General features: G+C 53.9%; 15 protein-coding genes. 13 read left to right on the top strand and 2 right to left on the bottom strand.

Features of this window, described 5'->3' with window-relative positions:
• Nucleotides 1-47: 47 nt before the first annotated feature.
• The gene (locus ACKWJN_RS05335; protein ID WP_408595201.1) at nt 48-491 is read right to left on the bottom strand and encodes a DUF192 domain-containing protein; all 444 of its coding nucleotides are present in this window, start codon (nt 489-491) and stop codon (nt 48-50) included.
• Nucleotides 492-600: 109 nt separating this feature from the next.
• Here ACKWJN_RS05335 and icd point away from each other — a divergent pair, with 109 nt between their 5' ends.
• The 12 genes from icd to rng all read left to right on the top strand — a co-directional run bounded on the left by icd (nt 601) and on the right by rng (nt 12,211).
• Nucleotides 601-1,857: an NADP-dependent isocitrate dehydrogenase gene (gene icd, locus ACKWJN_RS05330; RefSeq protein WP_408595199.1), complete on the top strand. Its 1,257-nt coding sequence runs from the start codon at nt 601-603 to the stop codon at nt 1,855-1,857.
• Nucleotides 1,858-1,937: 80 nt separating this feature from the next.
• The gene (gene clpS, locus ACKWJN_RS05325; protein ID WP_408595198.1) at nt 1,938-2,285 is read left to right on the top strand and encodes an ATP-dependent Clp protease adapter ClpS; all 348 of its coding nucleotides are present in this window, start codon (nt 1,938-1,940) and stop codon (nt 2,283-2,285) included.
• Between the two features lie 56 nt (nt 2,286-2,341).
• Nucleotides 2,342-4,675, top strand: a complete 2,334-nt coding sequence (gene clpA / locus ACKWJN_RS05320; protein WP_408595196.1) for an ATP-dependent Clp protease ATP-binding subunit ClpA — start codon at nt 2,342-2,344, stop codon at nt 4,673-4,675.
• A 113-nt stretch (nt 4,676-4,788) separates the two neighbouring features.
• Entirely contained in the window at nt 4,789-5,508 is a 720-nt protein-coding gene (locus ACKWJN_RS05315; RefSeq protein ID WP_408595194.1) for a YebC/PmpR family DNA-binding transcriptional regulator, read from the top strand.
• On the top strand, nt 5,505-6,797 hold the full coding sequence (gene purD, locus ACKWJN_RS05310) for a phosphoribosylamine--glycine ligase (RefSeq protein ID WP_408595193.1): 1,293 nt from the start codon (nt 5,505-5,507) through the stop codon (nt 6,795-6,797). Before ACKWJN_RS05315 ends, purD begins: the two co-directional genes overlap by 4 nt.
• Nucleotides 6,798-6,814: 17 nt before the next feature.
• Nucleotides 6,815-7,453 carry a 1-acyl-sn-glycerol-3-phosphate acyltransferase gene (locus ACKWJN_RS05305; RefSeq protein ID WP_408595191.1) on the top strand — a complete coding sequence of 213 codons (639 nt, stop codon included), beginning with the start codon at nt 6,815-6,817 and terminating at the stop codon, nt 7,451-7,453.
• A 3-nt stretch (nt 7,454-7,456) separates the two neighbouring features.
• Nucleotides 7,457-8,374: an oxygen-dependent coproporphyrinogen oxidase gene (gene hemF, locus ACKWJN_RS05300; protein ID WP_408595190.1), complete on the top strand. Its 918-nt coding sequence runs from the start codon at nt 7,457-7,459 to the stop codon at nt 8,372-8,374.
• Nucleotides 8,371-8,997 (top strand): nicotinate (nicotinamide) nucleotide adenylyltransferase, encoded by a 627-nt coding sequence (nadD, locus tag ACKWJN_RS05295; protein WP_408595188.1) that lies wholly within the window; start codon nt 8,371-8,373, stop codon nt 8,995-8,997. The genes hemF and nadD overlap by 4 nt, the downstream gene beginning before the upstream one ends.
• The gene (gene rsfS / locus ACKWJN_RS05290; protein WP_408595186.1) at nt 8,978-9,628 is read left to right on the top strand and encodes a ribosome silencing factor; all 651 of its coding nucleotides are present in this window, start codon (nt 8,978-8,980) and stop codon (nt 9,626-9,628) included. Before nadD ends, rsfS begins: the two co-directional genes overlap by 20 nt.
• A complete protein-coding gene (gene rlmH, locus ACKWJN_RS05285; RefSeq protein ID WP_408595185.1) occupies nt 9,625-10,092 on the top strand; it encodes a 23S rRNA (pseudouridine(1915)-N(3))-methyltransferase RlmH in 468 nt (155 codons plus the stop codon). The genes rsfS and rlmH overlap by 4 nt, the downstream gene beginning before the upstream one ends.
• A gap of 4 nt (nt 10,093-10,096) precedes the next feature.
• Entirely contained in the window at nt 10,097-10,705 is a 609-nt protein-coding gene (locus tag ACKWJN_RS05280; RefSeq protein ID WP_408595183.1) for a Maf family protein, read from the top strand.
• Nucleotides 10,706-10,720: 15 nt separating this feature from the next.
• Nucleotides 10,721-12,211, top strand: coding sequence for a ribonuclease G (rng, locus tag ACKWJN_RS05275; protein ID WP_408595182.1), 1,491 nt, complete (start codon nt 10,721-10,723; stop codon nt 12,209-12,211).
• On the opposite strand, the gene msbA is transcribed toward rng, so the two are convergent.
• Nucleotides 12,203-13,990 (bottom strand): lipid A export permease/ATP-binding protein MsbA, encoded by a 1,788-nt coding sequence (msbA, locus tag ACKWJN_RS05270; RefSeq protein ID WP_408595180.1) that lies wholly within the window; start codon nt 13,988-13,990, stop codon nt 12,203-12,205. The two genes, rng and msbA, sit on opposite strands and share 9 nt — an antisense overlap.
• Nucleotides 13,991-14,075: 85 nt before the next feature.
• Here msbA and tolB point away from each other — a divergent pair, with 85 nt between their 5' ends.
• Nucleotides 14,076-15,368 carry a Tol-Pal system beta propeller repeat protein TolB gene (gene tolB / locus ACKWJN_RS05265; RefSeq protein WP_408595178.1) on the top strand — a complete coding sequence of 431 codons (1,293 nt, stop codon included), beginning with the start codon at nt 14,076-14,078 and terminating at the stop codon, nt 15,366-15,368.
• The last annotated feature ends 2 nt before the right edge of the window (nt 15,369-15,370 follow it).

The following is a 15,370-nucleotide window of genomic DNA, read 5'->3' as shown; positions in this document are numbered from 1 at the left end:
AAAAAGCCGACTTCTGGTCGGCTTTTTTCATTGAAGGCATGTGGATTTCAAGGTTTGAAAGGGGTGCCACCCAATCGCATTCCCGCTTTGAATCCTTTTTTGGTAAACCAACCTTGGTGCATCTCGAGCACATAGCGCACTGGCTTGGTGGAGCAATGTGCATCCGTCGTTTGCGGTTTCATGTCTACCAAGTTCACAATGGTTCCATCGTCAGCCACAAAGGCAGCAGTCAGTGGGAGCAAAGTATTTTTCATCCAAAAACACTGCACGCTGGGTTGTTCAAATACAAACAACATCCCTTCGTGGGCTGGCATCTCATTGCGAAACATCAGTCCAACGCTGCGCTGATCAGGGGTTTGAGCGACCTGCGCATCAATTTGGTACATGCCCGCTTGCAGCTTGAGGCGAGGCAGGTTCGTTTGAGGCCCCTCTTGCGCAACTGCACACAGGTTGACCAAAGCCAAGAAAATCAGGGTGATACTTCGTTTCATTGAAATATTATGCGTTGAGTGACTGTCGCACACGCATAGGTTTGGTGAGGTGCGACAGAGTTGGCATCACTAGAATCAAAATGAGTCTATACCGTTCGGAGCGCTTTCAATGCCATACCAGCACATCCAAGTGCCAGCCCAAGGTCAAAAAATCACAGTCAACGCTGACAAGTCCTTGAATGTGCCTGATCAACCGATCATCCCTTTCATCGAAGGTGATGGCGTGGGGCAAGATGTCACACCCGTCATGCGCAAGGTGGTCGATGCGGCGGTGGCGCGGGCCTATGCAGGTCAACGTCAAATTCATTGGATGGAGGTCTTTGCTGGAGAGAAGTCCACGCGAATTTATGGTGAAGACGTCTGGTTGCCTGAAGAAACCACGCAGGCTCTGCGTGATTTTGTGGTGTCGATCAAAGGCCCGCTCAACACCCCTGTCGGGGGCGGGATACGTTCATTGAATGTCGCCTTGCGTCAGGCTTTGGACTTGTTTGTGTGTCTGCGCCCAGTTCAGTACTTCAAGGGCGTTCCGTCTCCATTGAAAGAGCCCGAAAAGACAAATATGGTCATCTTTAGGGAAAACTCCGAAGACATCTATGCGGGCATTGAGTACGCGGCTGAAAGTCCAGAAGCTAAAAAGTTGATTGAATTTTTAAACCATGAGATGGGCGCCACGACCATTCGTTTTCCCGATACCTCCGCGATTGGCATCAAACCTGTGTCGATTGAGGGTACCCAAAGGTTCATACGCAAAGCCATCCAATACGCCATTGACCATGACAAGCCTAGCGTCACCATCGTGCACAAAGGCAACATCATGAAGTACACAGAAGGCGGATTTCGTGACTGGGCTTTGGCTTTGGCTCAAAAAGAGTTCGATGCAAAACTCATCGATGGAGGGCCGTGGTGCCGCATCACCCACCCCAAGACAGGCAAGGGCATCATCATCAAAGACGTGATTGCCGATGCTTTTTTGCAGCAAATTCTGATGCGTCCGGCAGAATACTCTGTGGTGGCCACTTTGAACCTGAATGGCGACTACATCTCAGATGCCATCGCGGCCCAGGTCGGTGGCATTGGCATTGCCCCGGGCGCCAATTTGTCAGACACCGTGGCCTGTTTTGAAGCCACCCATGGCACCGCACCAAAGTATGCAGGCAAGGACTATGTCAATCCTGGTTCAATGATCTTGTCTGCAGAAATGATGTTGCGACATATCGGATGGACAGAAGCTTCGGACCTGATTCTTCAGGCGATGGAGTCTTCGATTGCCGCCAAGCGCGTCACCTACGACTTCGCTCGTTTGATGGATGGCGCTACACAGGTCAGCTGTTCTGGCTTTGGTCAAATCATGATTGAGCACATTTGAGCTCCCCTCAAGTCTTCAACCAGAAAAGGTCATCAATTTTGATTGCGCCTTTTCTCAGAGTGCATCGATAGAATCAATCCATGCCAAGCAAAAAACCAACGCCCAAAGTTCAATTACCCGACCGTGACGACGGTGGTTCGGTTGTTTTAGAGCGCCGGACGCAACGCACAAAGCCGCCCCAAATGTTTCAGGTCGTCATGCTCAATGATGACTTCACACCGATGGAGTTCGTGGTCATGGTTTTGCAAGAGTTTTTCTCGAAAGATCGTGAAAGTGCAACCCAAATCATGCTCAAAATTCACCTAGACGGCAAAGGTGTCTGCGGTGTTTACAGCAAAGATGTTGCGGCCACCAAGGTAGACCAAGTCATGGATGCAGCGCGAAAAGCGGGACATCCATTGCAATGCATCAGCGAGCCAGTTGAATAAATGGCTTTCGATTCCATATACAGTCAAACCACAGTTGCAAGCCAGAAGGAAACCACATGATTGCCCAAGAACTTGAAGTCAGCTTGCACATGGCCTTTGTAGAGGCCCGCCAGCAGCGCCACGAATTCATCACCGTAGAGCATCTCTTGTTGGCGCTGCTCGACAATCCCAGCGCAGCCGAAGTACTGCGGGCTTGTACAGCGAACATCGATGACCTTCGCAAGTCGCTTGCGAATTTCATCAAGGACAACACCCCCCAAGTGGCCGGAACCGAAGAAGTCGATACCCAGCCTACGCTTGGTTTTCAGCGCGTCATTCAGCGAGCGATCATGCATGTGCAGTCGACGGGCAATGGCAAAAAAGAAGTCACTGGCGCCAACGTCTTGGTGGCCATCTTTGGCGAAAAAGATTCTCACGCGGTCTATTACCTGCATCAGCAAGGTGTCACCCGCTTGGACGTGGTCAATTTCATTGCCCATGGCATCAAAAAGAGTGATCCACCTGAGCCTGTCAAAGGTTCAGATGCGCCGCAAAGCGAAGGAGATGACGGGGGGGGCATACCGGAAAAGAATGAAAAGGCGTCCCCCCTTGAGCAATTCACTCAGAACCTCAACCAAATGGCCAAGGATGGAAAGATTGATCCCTTGATTGGTCGTGAATATGAGGTCGAGCGTGCGATTCAAATTCTCTGTCGTCGTCGTAAAAACAACCCACTTTTAGTGGGGGAGGCGGGGGTCGGTAAAACTGCCATTGCCGAAGGTTTGGCTTGGCGCATCACCCAAAACGATGTGCCAGAAATTTTGGCCGAAGCTGTGGTGTACTCACTTGACATGGGCGCGCTCCTGGCGGGCACCAAGTACCGCGGCGACTTTGAGCAACGCCTCAAAGGGGTGATCAAAGCCTTGCAGGGCAAGCCACACGCTGTTTTGTTCATTGACGAAATTCACACCCTGATTGGCGCAGGTGCAGCCTCGGGCGGCACGTTGGATGCCTCCAATTTGCTCAAGCCCGCGTTGTCTAGCGGTCAACTCAAATGCATTGGTGCGACAACCTTCACGGAATACCGTGGCATTTTTGAAAAAGACGCTGCCTTGAGCCGTCGTTTCCAAAAAATCGATGTGGTCGAGCCCACCATCGAACAAACCGTCGATATCCTCAAAGGCTTGAAATCGCGCTTTGAAGAGCACCACAACGTCAAGTACGCGGTGGCCGCTTTGCAAGCGGCGGCTGAGTTGAGTGCCAAATACATCAACGACCGTCACTTGCCTGACAAAGCCATTGACGTGATTGACGAAGCTGGCGCTGCCCAGCGCATCCTGCCCGTTTCCAAGCGCAAGAAGACCATCAGCAAAGCCGAAATTGAAGACATCGTGGCAAAAATTGCCCGCATTCCGCCCGCCAACGTTTCCAATGATGACCGCGGCAAGTTACAAACACTCGAGCGTGATCTCAAGAGCGTGGTGTTTGGTCAAGACAAAGCGCTTGAAGTGCTGGCCTCTGCGGTGAAGATGGCTCGTTCTGGTTTGGGTAAAAACGACAAACCTATTGGTGCGTTCTTATTCAGCGGTCCAACAGGCGTGGGTAAAACCGAAGCAGCCAAGCAGTTGGCCTACATCATGGGCATCGACTTGATCCGGTTTGACATGTCCGAGTACATGGAGCGCCACGCGGTGAGCCGACTCATTGGTGCACCTCCCGGCTATGTGGGGTTTGATCAAGGAGGCTTACTCACCGAAGCAGTCACCAAGAAGCCTCACTGCGTGCTCTTGCTCGACGAAATCGAAAAGGCCCACCCTGACATCTTCAACGTGCTGTTGCAGGTCATGGACCATGGCACCTTGACCGACAACAATGGCCGCAAAGCCGACTTCCGCAACGTGATCTTGATCATGACCACCAACGCTGGGGCGGAGACCATGAACAAGGCCACCATCGGTTTCACCAACCCTCGTCAAGCAGGCGACGAAATGGGCGACATCAAGCGTTTGTTCACGCCTGAGTTTCGCAACCGTTTGGACGCCATCGTGGGCTTCAAAGCTTTGGATGAAAACGTCATCATGCGTGTGGTCGACAAGTTCTTGCTGCAGTTGGAAACCCAACTGGCAGAAAAGAAAGTGGATGTCACCTTCAGCGACAAGTTGCGCCAGCACTTAGCCAAGAAGGGTTTTGACCCCTTGATGGGCGCACGCCCCATGCAACGTCTGATCCAAGACACCATTCGCCGGGCCTTGGCCGATGAACTCTTGTTCGGTCGTTTGACCGAAGGTGGGCGTTTGAGCGTAGACATTGACGACAAGGAGGAGGTGTTGTTGGACATACAGCCTTTGCCCAAGAAAGAAAAGGGCGTCAAAGTTGAACCTAATTCGTCGGAAGAAACCGCAGCCAGCTGATCAAGCATTCAGAAGCAACTTAAAAGCGGCTGGCGACAGCCGCTTTTTCTTTGGTTTTCACAAAGTTGGCTCACGTAAAATCACACCCAATTTCAATCTTCAAAGGACATCACGTGGCGGGACATAGCAAATGGGCCAACATCCAGCACCGCAAGGGGCGACAAGACGAAAAGCGTGGCCGCATCTGGACCCGACTCATCCGTGAAATCATGGTGGCAGCCCGGTTGGGTGGTGCTGACCTGGACATCAATCCGCGCTTGCGACTGGCCATTGAAAAGGCCAAAGCGGCCAACATGCCTGCGGACAACATCAAGCGCAACATCGACAAAGCCACGGGCAACCTTGAGGGCGTGAACTACGAAGAGATTCGCTACGAAGGTTATGGCATTGGTGGTGCGGCCATCATTGTGGACACCATGACAGACAACAAGGTTCGCACCGTGGCCGAAGTGCGTCATGCGTTCAGCAAGCATGGTGGTAATTTGGGCACAGAAGGCTCCGTTTCTTTCCAGTTCAAGCGCTGTGGACAGTTGGTTTTTGCACCCGGAAGTCACGAAGACCAGATCATGGAAGTGGCACTCGAGGCGGGTGCTGACGACGTGGTCACGGGTGATGACGGTGCCATTGAGGTGCTGACGGCGCCTACTGAATTTGAGTTTGTACAAAAAGCGCTCGAGGCGGCGGGTCTCAAACCCGAACTGGCTGAGGTCACTTGGAGACCTGAAAACACGATTGAACTCAGTGGCGATGACGCCATCAAAATGCAAAAAATACTGGATGTGTTGGAAGACCTTGACGATGTTCAAGAGGTCTATCACAACGCCGAACTATGAAAATATTGGTCATTGGCGGCGGTGGCCGCGAACACGCACTGGCATGGAAACTTGCCCAGTCCCACAAAGTCCAATCGGTTTATGTTGCACCTGGCAATGGAGGCACGGCACGCGACAAGAGGCTTGAGAATATTGCACTCTCCGATGTGAAAGCTCTGCGCGAGTTCGCACAAGCCGAAAGCATTGAGCTGACCGTGGTTGGGCCGGAAACCCCTTTGGCGGCAGGCGTTGTCGATGAATTTCGTGCCCATGGATTGCGCATCTTTGGTCCAACTCAAGCGGCTGCTCAGCTTGAGAGCTCCAAGGCTTTCAGCAAAGCCTTCATGAAGCGTCACAACATTCCTACCGCTGAATTCGAGACTTTCACTGACCCTGCGGCGGCACATGCCTATGTCGACCTCAAAGGTGCCCCCATCGTGGTCAAAGCCGATGGGCTCGCCGCAGGTAAAGGTGTGGTGGTGGCCATGACGTTGGCGCAAGCGCATGAGGCCATTGATTTCATGTTGGTAGACAACACCCTTGGTGTGACCCACAATGCGGGCGGCGCACGTGTGGTGATTGAGGAGTTTTTGCAAGGGGAGGAGGCCAGCTTCATCGTCATGTGCGATGGCAAAAATGTACTGCCTCTGGCGACGAGTCAAGATCACAAACGCTTGTTGGATGCTGATGAAGGCCCCAACACAGGCGGGATGGGGGCTTATTCACCAGCGCCAGTCGTCACGCCAGAGGTTTACGCACGCACCATGCGTGAAATTATTTTGCCCACCATCCGTGGCATGGAAAAAGACGGTATTGTTTTTACTGGTTTTTTGTATGCGGGTTTGATGATCGATGCCCATGGCAAGCCGAAAACATTGGAATTCAACTGCCGCATGGGGGACCCAGAGACTCAACCCATCATGATGCGATTGAAAACCGATCTGGTGGATGTGTTGTTAGCAGCCACCGATCCCCAGCCTGCCACCCGATTTGATGATTTGGAACTTGAATGGGACCGTCGCAGCGCCGTTGGCGTGGTGATGGCTGCGCATGGCTATCCTCTTCATCCACGCAAAGGGGATGTCATCGCAGGCTTACCCCAAGACAACGACGAGGTTGTTGTTTTCCATGCCGCCACAGAGCTCAGCGCTGGGCACCTTCGAACCACGGGTGGCAGGGTGCTCTGTGTCACAGCGCTGGGAGGCACTTTGAAGCAGGCCCAACAATTGGCTTACGAAACGGCTCAGGGCATTCACTTTGATGGCCAACAGTACCGTCGTGACATTGGGTATCGTGCCATTTCACGCTGAAGCATTGAATTCACCACATGCCACAAGCAGCGATTGCAACTCACCCTGTGCAGTTCAAAGGCTCTCGGCTGGCCCGAGGTCTCTTGGGACTGGCTGGGTGGCGGGTCAGCTTTGAGGGCTTGCCCAGCATTCATGGCGTCATCATTGGCTACCCGCACACCAGCAATTGGGATTTCGTGGTGATGGTCTTGGTGAAATGGAGCATTGGTTTGCCCATTCAGTTTTTGGCCAAAGACAGTTTGTTTCGCATCCCTTTTTTTGGCCGTTGGTTGACGTCACTGGGGGGGCTCTCTGTCGACCGTTCTTCATCCACGGGTGTGGTGGGGCACCTGGTCGGTTTGTTCAAGCAGCACCAACAAAACAATGCGTATTTATGGCTGGCCTTGTCTCCAGAAGGAACCCGTCGGCGAACGGATGGCTGGCGCAGTGGTTTTTATCAACTGGCTTTTCAGGCCAACGTGCCTCTGTGCTTGGTGCGCATTGACTATGGGCAAAAGCATGTGGACTTCTCTCATTTCATCCGATTGGCAGGCGATGAGTCGCGTGACTATGCCGACATGGTGGGTGTCTTTGAGGGCGTGACTGGCTTTCATGCCAATCAGGCTGCTCCCATTCGGCCCATCAAATCCTCTAGCCCCGGCTCCCCGAGGACTTGAAACATGAATCCCGATTCAGACACCGTGCGTGACTACTTGGTGGCGCTTCAGGCACGCATCGTGGGTGCTGTTGCCCAAAAAGACGGCGGCACATTTGTCACCGACACTTGGCAAAAAGGCCCTGAGGACCTTCTTCAAGGCACTGGCATCACCCAGATCCTGGAAAACGGACATGTGTTCGAGCGGGCGGGTTGTGGCTTTTCACATGTCCGTGGACCGCGATTGCCTCCTTCTGCCACACAGCACCGCCCCGAACTGGCTGGCGCACCATTTCAAGCCATGGGTGTGTCTTTGGTGTTCCATCCGCGCAACCCCTACGTGCCGACCGTTCACATGAACATTCGCATGATCTCAGCAACCCCTGCCAACGGCCAGACCGTGGCATGGTTCGGTGGCGGCATGGACCTGACGCCTTACTACGGCTTCAACGAGGATGCCGTTGATTTCCACACCGTCTGTCGTGATGCCTTGAATCCTTTTGGGGTCAAACTTTATCCAAGGTTCAAGTCTTGGTGCGACGATTACTTTTGCGTTAAGCACCGCAACGAACAACGGGGCATCGGTGGAATTTTCTTTGACGACTTCTCTGAGCTGGGCTTTGAAGATAGCTTCGCGATGCTTCGCAGCGTAGGCGATGCTTTTTTATTGGCCTACATGCCGCTGGTAGAGCGGCGCGAGCACATGGTCTATGGTGAACGTGAACGCGCCCATCAGCTGTATCGCCGCGGTCGCTATGTTGAGTTCAATTTGGTGTGGGACAGAGGCACGCACTTTGGTTTGCAGTCTGGTGGGCGTACCGAGTCGATTTTGTTGTCCATGCCACCCTTGGTCAGTTGGTCTTACCAGCACTTGCCCGAACCTGGTACACCTGAGCATGCGTTGACGCATGAATTTTTGGTGCGTCGAGAGTGGTTGGCGTGACGCGTATCGGTCTGTATGGTGGGGCATTTGACCCGCCCCACCTTGCGCACGTGGCGCTTGCTCGTAGCGCTTTGGTGCAATTTCAACTGGAGCAACTGCGGGTCATCCCGACCGGCTCGGCTTGGCATAAAAATCGGCCACTGACGGCTGCGCATCATCGGTTGGCCATGGCGCATTTGGCATTTGATGACATCCACAGCGTACGGGTCGATCCGCGTGAAATGAAGCGCGATGGACCCACCTACACGATCGACACCTTGTCGGATTTGAAAGTCGAATATCCCAACGCTGTGTTCTTTTTATTCGTTGGGCAAGACCAAGCTCAGGCCTTTACCACATGGCATCGCTGGGAGGCTATTTTGGACATCGCGACCTTGGTGGTGGCCCAAAGACCCGGAGTCGGGTCAGTCGACAGCGTGTTGGACACGGCACGGTGGCACAATGGGGGACCTGCAAAAGTACAAAGCTTGGACATGTCTGCGATGGACGTCAGTGCGACCGACATTCGTTCACGCATTGCCCAAGCTGACCTTGAGCCAACCTCGCTGCCAGCCCTTGTGCTGCGATATATCAAACAACACCGCCTTTATCAAACACACACCGATGACCGAAACCTCAGCTAAAAAAGATGTTCAAAAACTCCAACGATGCATCGTGGATGCCCTGGAGGACGTGAAAGCACAAGGTCTGGCTGTTTTTGATACCGAACACCTGTCCTCCCTGTTCGAGCGTGTGATCATCGCTTCAGGTACCTCTAACCGTCAAACGAAAGCCTTGGCTGCCAGTGTGCGGGACAAGGTTCGAGAGGCGGGTTTCCCCAAACCGCGCATTGAAGGTGAAGACAATGGCGAATGGATCATTGTGGATTGTGGTGCTGCCGTGGTGCATGTCATGCAACCCAATATCCGCCAGTACTACAACCTGGAAGAAATTTGGGGCGAGAAGCCTGTGCGTCTGAAGTTTGGTGCTGCCAAGCCCGCTGCACCGGTTGTGCAGCCTCAGGTGCTTGAAAAAAAACCTGCGGCGAAAAAATCCACATCAAAAGCTGCCGCACCCAAAAAGAAGGCAAGTTCACCAACGCTCAGTCCTAAATCAGCAAGCAAGCCTGCTGCCAAGTCTGTCTCAAAACCAGCCAGCAAGCCAGCCACAAAACCGGTCACCAAAGTGGTTGGCAAGCCTGCCGCACGCAAATCCAGCGCGAAGCCCGCCGCCAAGAAAACTGCAGCCAAAAAGACATCTGTTCGCAAGGCATGAAGCTGTGGGTGGTTGCAGTCGGTCAGCGTGTGCCCGACTGGGCGCAAACGGCTTGGGATGATTACGCCAAGCGCTTTCCTCCTGAGTTAAAGGTCGAACTCAAGGCGGTTAAAACTGAGCCTCGCAGCTCCAAAACACTCGAAACGCTCTTTGCGGCAGAACGTGAACGCATCGAAGCGGCCATCCCACGTGGTTGCCGTGTCGTCGCACTCGACGAGCGCGGCGCACAATTGACCACCCTTGATTTGGCGCAAAAACTCAAGCACTGGCAGTTGGAAGCTGATGACGTGGCCTTGGTCATTGGCGGCCCTGATGGCTTGGCCCCTGAATTCAAAAAAATGGCCCACGAACGCATTCGTTTGTCAGACTTGACTTTGCCCCACGCCATGGTCCGGGTGTTGTTGGTCGAGCAGCTGTACCGAGCTTGGTCCATCAACGCCAATCACCCCTACCACCGCGAGTGATGTGATGTCTTCTCACCCTTTTGTTTATTTGGCTTCTCAAAGTCCGCGTCGCCAACAATTGCTAGAACAAATGGGCGTGGCCTTTCAGCTGCTGCTTCCCGACGGCAGCGAAGATGCGGAGGCATTGGAAGTGGTGTTACCTTTTGAAAAACCAAAGGCCTATGTCCAACGTGTCACCTCACTCAAGTTGGCCGCTGCACTGCATCGCATGAAGTCGCGTGGCTTGCCTGCTGCCCCTGTGTTGTGTGCTGACACCACGGTGGCCTTGGGGGGAACCATTTTCGGCAAGCCCGACAACGCCCGCCATGCCCAACGCATGTTGTCCGACTTGAGTGGCCAGACACATCGGGTGTTGACCGCTGTAGCCGTGGGTACTGTGCGCAAACATGCACACGTACTGAGCATGTCACATGTCCGTTTTGCTGCCTTGACCCGGCAGCAGATCAAACGTTATGTGGCCAGTGGCGAGCCGGTGGGCAAAGCCGGTGCCTATGCGGTGCAGGGCAGGGCGGCGGCTTATATCGAACACATCAGTGGCAGTTACTCTGGCATCATGGGCCTGCCGATGTATGAAACTGCGCTGTTGTTGCGCGAATTTGGTTTCAAGGTTTAACCCGAGAGTGCCACCATGCAACAGGATATTTTGATCAACTGGTCGCCTCAAGAAACACGCGTTGCTGTGGTCGAGAGTGGCGCTGTGCAAGAGCTGCATGTTGAGCGCAGCTTAGAGCGAGGGCTGGTCGGTAATGTTTATCTGGGTCGTGTGTCGCGTGTGCTGCCAGGCATGCAGTCGGCTTTCATTGACATCGGCCTAGAGCGTGCTGCGTTCTTGCATGTGGCAGACTTGATGAGCAGTGTGACCGCTCGTCATGCCGAAACCGATGGCGGCACACCCGCACCTGCGATCCCGATTGAAAAACAGGTGTTTGAAGGGCAATCCTTGATGGTGCAAGTCATCAAGGACCCTATTGGCACCAAAGGGGCGCGGCTGTCCTCACAAATCAGCATCGCCGGGCGTTTGCTCGTTTTTTTGCCACAAGACCAACACATCGGGGTATCGCAAAAAATCCCTTTGGAGCAGCGCGAGGCTTTGCGTCGGCGCTTGCTTCAATTGGCTGAGACTGCCTCTGCGCGTGGACCTACCGGTGGCTATATCTTGCGCACCAACGGAGAAGATGCGAGCGATGCTGAATTGGGTGAAGACATGGCCTACCTGCGTAAAACATGGAGCCGCATCAAAGAGGCTTCCTTGCGCCTTCCACCCACGTCATTGCTTCACCAAGATTTGAACCTTCTACAGCGTGTGTTACGTGATCTGGTGAGCGATGTCACGCAAACCATTCGCATCGATTCAAGTGAACAGTTCAAATCGCTGCAAAGTTTTGGGGCTGAGTTCATGCCGGCAGCTGCCAGCAAGTTGCAACTCTACAAGGGTGAGCGGCCGATTTTTGATTTGTTTGGGATTGATGACGAAGTGGCTCGCGCCCTGGGTCGTCGGGTCGAGTTGAAGTCTGGCGGATACCTCATCATCGACCAAACCGAAGCATTGACCACTGTTGATGTGAACACCGGCGGGTTTGTTGGGGCGCGCAATTTTGACGAAACCATTTTCAAAACCAACCTAGAGGCGGCGGGCGCCATTGCGCGCCAATTGCGCTTGCGCAATCTAGGGGGAATCATCGTGGCCGACTTCATTGACATGCAGCGGGAAGACCACCGCGATGCCGTGCTCAACGAATTTCGCAAACAATTGGCGCGTGATCGCGTGAAAACAATGGTCAGCGGTTACTCGGCCCTGGGTTTGGTTGAGATGACACGCAAACGGACCCGAGAATCGCTGGCCCACATGCTGTGCGAACCCTGCCCCGTGTGTGAAGGCAAAGGTAACGTGAAAACTGCACGCACTGTGACCTACGACATCTTGCGTGAAATTTTGCGTGAGGCTCGACAGTTCAACCCCAGGGAGTTCAGAGTCATCGCCTCACCCAGTGTCATTGATGTCTTGCAGGACGAAGAAAGCCAGCACTTGGCCGGCTTGAGTGACTTCATCGGTAAGCCTATTTCCTTGCGCAGCGAAATGGCCATGGCTCAGGAGCAGTACGACATCGTCTTACTGTGATGCAGCGCCAGAGTCACTGCCATTGACCGTGCTGTGGTACAGCGCTTTGTAGGTTCCGTTGCGCGCCAATAAATCTGAGTGATTGCCCATTTCCACAATGCGCCCATGCTGCATCACCACGATCACATCGGCATGTTCGATGGTGGACAGTCGATGCGCTATGACCAGCGATGTTCGTCCTTGCATCAGTTCTTTGAGTGCGTTCTTCACACTTTGCTCTGAGGCAGTGTCGAGCGCAGAGGTTGCTTCGTCCAAAATCAAAATGGGGGCATTTTTGTAAATCGCACGCGCAATGGCCAGGCGCTGGCGTTGACCGCCAGAGAGTTGGGTGGCATTGTGGCCAACCCAGGTGTTTTCTTGTTGTGGCAAGCCACGCACAAAATCATCTAAATTGGCTGCTGACAAAGCCTTCCACATTTGGGTCGCGTCATATTCAGCGCCCAAAGCAATGTTGTTGGCCACGGTGTCATTGAACATCACCACATCTTGGCTGACATAGGCCATGTGCTGACGCAATGCTGGCAATGACCAGTCGTTGAGCGCGACACCATCCAAAGTCACACGGCCTGAACTGGGCTCAAGAAAGCGGGGCAACAAATTGGCCAGGGTCGTTTTTCCTGAACCCGACGCACCGACCAAGGCCACGGTTTGCCCGGGTTGAATCCGTAAACTCACGCCATCAAGAGCAGGCGCGCTGGCAGATGGGTACTGCAAGCTCACATTTTCAAAATAAATGTCGCCCTTGGTTGTGTCGGCCGCATGGGTTCCCTGAGTTTCATCGGGCGTGTTGTTGAGCAACTCCAATCCACGCTCGAGTGCAGTGACCCCCCTGGTCAACATGCCGGTAATTTCCGACAAGTGTTTGATCGGCGAGATCAGCATCAGCATGCCCGTGATGAAAGCGGCAAAACTTCCCACCGTGACGTTTTGTCCTTGATCGTTGCCAGAGCTTTGTAAAAGCGCCACCGTGATCACGGCCGACAAGGCCAAAGCTGCCAGCATTTGAATCAATGGCGTCATGACCGAGTTGGCAACCACGGCTTTGAGTGCCAATTGCCTCAATTTCTGGTTGAAGGACGCAAAGCGTTGGGCTTGCGCCTTTTGAGCATTCTGTAAACGGACCATGCGAAATGCCAGTACGTTTTCCTCCACCACATAAGCCAACTCTTCTGTCGCGTCTTGGCTGGCGCGTGTCACACGGTCCAGTCGTGCCGACAGGTGCTTGACGATCCACGCCACAGGGGGAACGATGGCAAACACAATCAGCGTGAGCTTCCAGTTTAAAAATAACAAATAGCCCATTAAAGCCACCAGAGTCACCAAGTCTTTGGCAAAAGACAAGAGCGTGGTGACCAGCAATGAGGCCCCATTGTTGACCTCGTAGACCATCGTGTTGGTCAGCCCACTGGCGTGATGGGATTGAAACAGTTGTGGATCAGCTTGTAGCAGCTTCTCAAACAAACGTTGTCGAATTCGCTCCATCGATGCATTGGTCACACGGGCCAAACAATAAGCCGCAACAAAACCGGCAAATCCCCGAACAGCAAACAACAAGAGAAGAACGACTGGAATTTGCCAAAGTGCGAAAGAGCCTTGTTGGAACCCGTTGTCAAGCAAAGGCTTCATGAGCGCAGGAATCGCGGGTTCGCTGGCAGAGCCCACCACAATCCCCAGTATGGCCAGAGCCAATGTTGCCGGGTGTCCGCCAAACCAAGGTGCCACGCGGCGCAACCTCAGCCACAAAGAGGCGGTTTGAAGGGACCTAGGGTCGTTTGTCATAGGCGGCATTATCGCCACTTGTCTACCCACTAAAATCAGCTGCATCGAACCTCAACCACCCTTTGGGCGGGACCTGCACCTCACTATGAATTCTTTTCAACGCTCGATCTGGCGCACCTTATGGGCTGTGCTCTTGTACGCTGTGGCAAGTTTGTATGCAAACGCTCAGTTTCGCGTCGAAGTCTCAGGCGTTGGCCTCACGCAAGTCCCCATTGCCGTTGGATCCCTCCGCGGCGAAGAGGTCTCGCCGCAAAAGATTTCTGCCATTGTTCAAGCCGATTTAGAGCGCAGTGGTCAGTTCCGTGGCTTGGCATCTGGCAAAACTGCGGACGAGACGGAGCGACCCGATCTCGCCGCGATTCGTCAACTGGGTGCCGATGCTTTGCTCACAGGCAGCATTGGCAAAATGGCCGATGGCCGTTATGACGTTCGGGTGCGATTGTGGGACGCGGTGAAGGGGCAAGATTTAGGCGCCATGAGCTACGTCGTGGTTGCGGGTGATTTGCGCTTGGCTTCGCACCGAATTTCAGACTTCATTTACGAAAAAATCACAGGTGAACGTGGTATTTTCTCCACCCGCATTGCCTACGTCACCAAATCTTCAGGCCGCTACAACCTGTGGGTGGCGGATTCCGATGGTGACAACGCGCAATCTGCCTTGGCCAGTCCTGAGCCCATCATTTCCCCAAGTTGGTCCCCCACGGGTGGACAACTCGCGTATGTGTCCTTTGAATCACGCAAGCCCGTCATTTATGTCCATGAGGTGGCGTCCGGCAAACGTCGCGTGGTTGCCAATTTCCGGGGCTCCAACAGCGCGCCAGCTTGGTCGCCAGATGGACGCTCCATCGCTGCGACACTCAGTCGCGATGGCGGTTCACAGCTGTTCATGATCGATACCCAAGGTGGTGAGCCCCGCCGATTGACGCAGTCATCGGGCATTGACACCGAACCCGTGTTTTCGCCAGACGGCACCGCCATCTACTTTGTCAGCGATCGCGGTGGTTCACCCCAAATTTACAGAATGCCAGCCATGGGCGGTCCTGCCAACCGCGTCACATTCAACGGCACGTACAACATCTCTCCATCACTCAGCCCGGATGGACGCTGGCTGGCCTATGTCTCGCGTGTCGGTGGTGCATTCAAACTATATGTGATGGATCTCAGCACTGGCAATGCCAGTTCGATCACGGACACCACTGCCGATGAGCGTCCGAGTTTTGCACCCAACAGCCGTTTGTTGGTCTATGCCACCCAACAAGCGGGCCGTGAAGCCCTGATGACCACCACCCTTGACGGACGCATCAAAGCGCGCTTGTCAGGGCAGGGTGGTGACCTGCGAGAACCACATTGGGGTCCTTACCTCAAAGCCCAACCCTAGTT

Origin of the sequence: Limnohabitans sp. (genome assembly GCF_046052825.1) — a bacterium.
Classification (GTDB): Bacteria; Pseudomonadota; Gammaproteobacteria; order Burkholderiales; family Burkholderiaceae_C; genus Limnohabitans.
The sequence above is the reverse complement of the archived record's forward strand: the minus strand, read 5'-3'. Positions and strand labels throughout refer to the sequence as shown.

What these genes read in the sequence shown, in the direction of transcription:
- ACKWJN_RS05335 (WP_408595201.1), bottom strand. Translation starts at nt 491, where the DNA reads ATGAAACGAAGTATCACCCTGATTTTCTTGGCTTTGGTCAACCTGTGT.
- icd (WP_408595199.1), top strand. Translation starts at nt 601, where the DNA reads ATGCCATACCAGCACATCCAAGTGCCAGCCCAAGGTCAAAAAATCACA.
- clpS (WP_408595198.1), top strand. Translation starts at nt 1,938, where the DNA reads ATGCCAAGCAAAAAACCAACGCCCAAAGTTCAATTACCCGACCGTGAC.
- clpA (WP_408595196.1), top strand. Translation starts at nt 2,342, where the DNA reads ATGATTGCCCAAGAACTTGAAGTCAGCTTGCACATGGCCTTTGTAGAG.
- purD (WP_408595193.1), top strand. Translation starts at nt 5,505, where the DNA reads ATGAAAATATTGGTCATTGGCGGCGGTGGCCGCGAACACGCACTGGCA.
- ACKWJN_RS05305 (WP_408595191.1), top strand. Translation starts at nt 6,815, where the DNA reads ATGCCACAAGCAGCGATTGCAACTCACCCTGTGCAGTTCAAAGGCTCT.
- hemF (WP_408595190.1), top strand. Translation starts at nt 7,457, where the DNA reads ATGAATCCCGATTCAGACACCGTGCGTGACTACTTGGTGGCGCTTCAG.
- rsfS (WP_408595186.1), top strand. Translation starts at nt 8,978, where the DNA reads ATGACCGAAACCTCAGCTAAAAAAGATGTTCAAAAACTCCAACGATGC.
- rlmH (WP_408595185.1), top strand. Translation starts at nt 9,625, where the DNA reads ATGAAGCTGTGGGTGGTTGCAGTCGGTCAGCGTGTGCCCGACTGGGCG.
- ACKWJN_RS05280 (WP_408595183.1), top strand. Translation starts at nt 10,097, where the DNA reads ATGTCTTCTCACCCTTTTGTTTATTTGGCTTCTCAAAGTCCGCGTCGC.
- rng (WP_408595182.1), top strand. Translation starts at nt 10,721, where the DNA reads ATGCAACAGGATATTTTGATCAACTGGTCGCCTCAAGAAACACGCGTT.
- msbA (WP_408595180.1), bottom strand. Translation starts at nt 13,990, where the DNA reads ATGACAAACGACCCTAGGTCCCTTCAAACCGCCTCTTTGTGGCTGAGG.
- tolB (WP_408595178.1), top strand. Translation starts at nt 14,076, where the DNA reads ATGAATTCTTTTCAACGCTCGATCTGGCGCACCTTATGGGCTGTGCTC.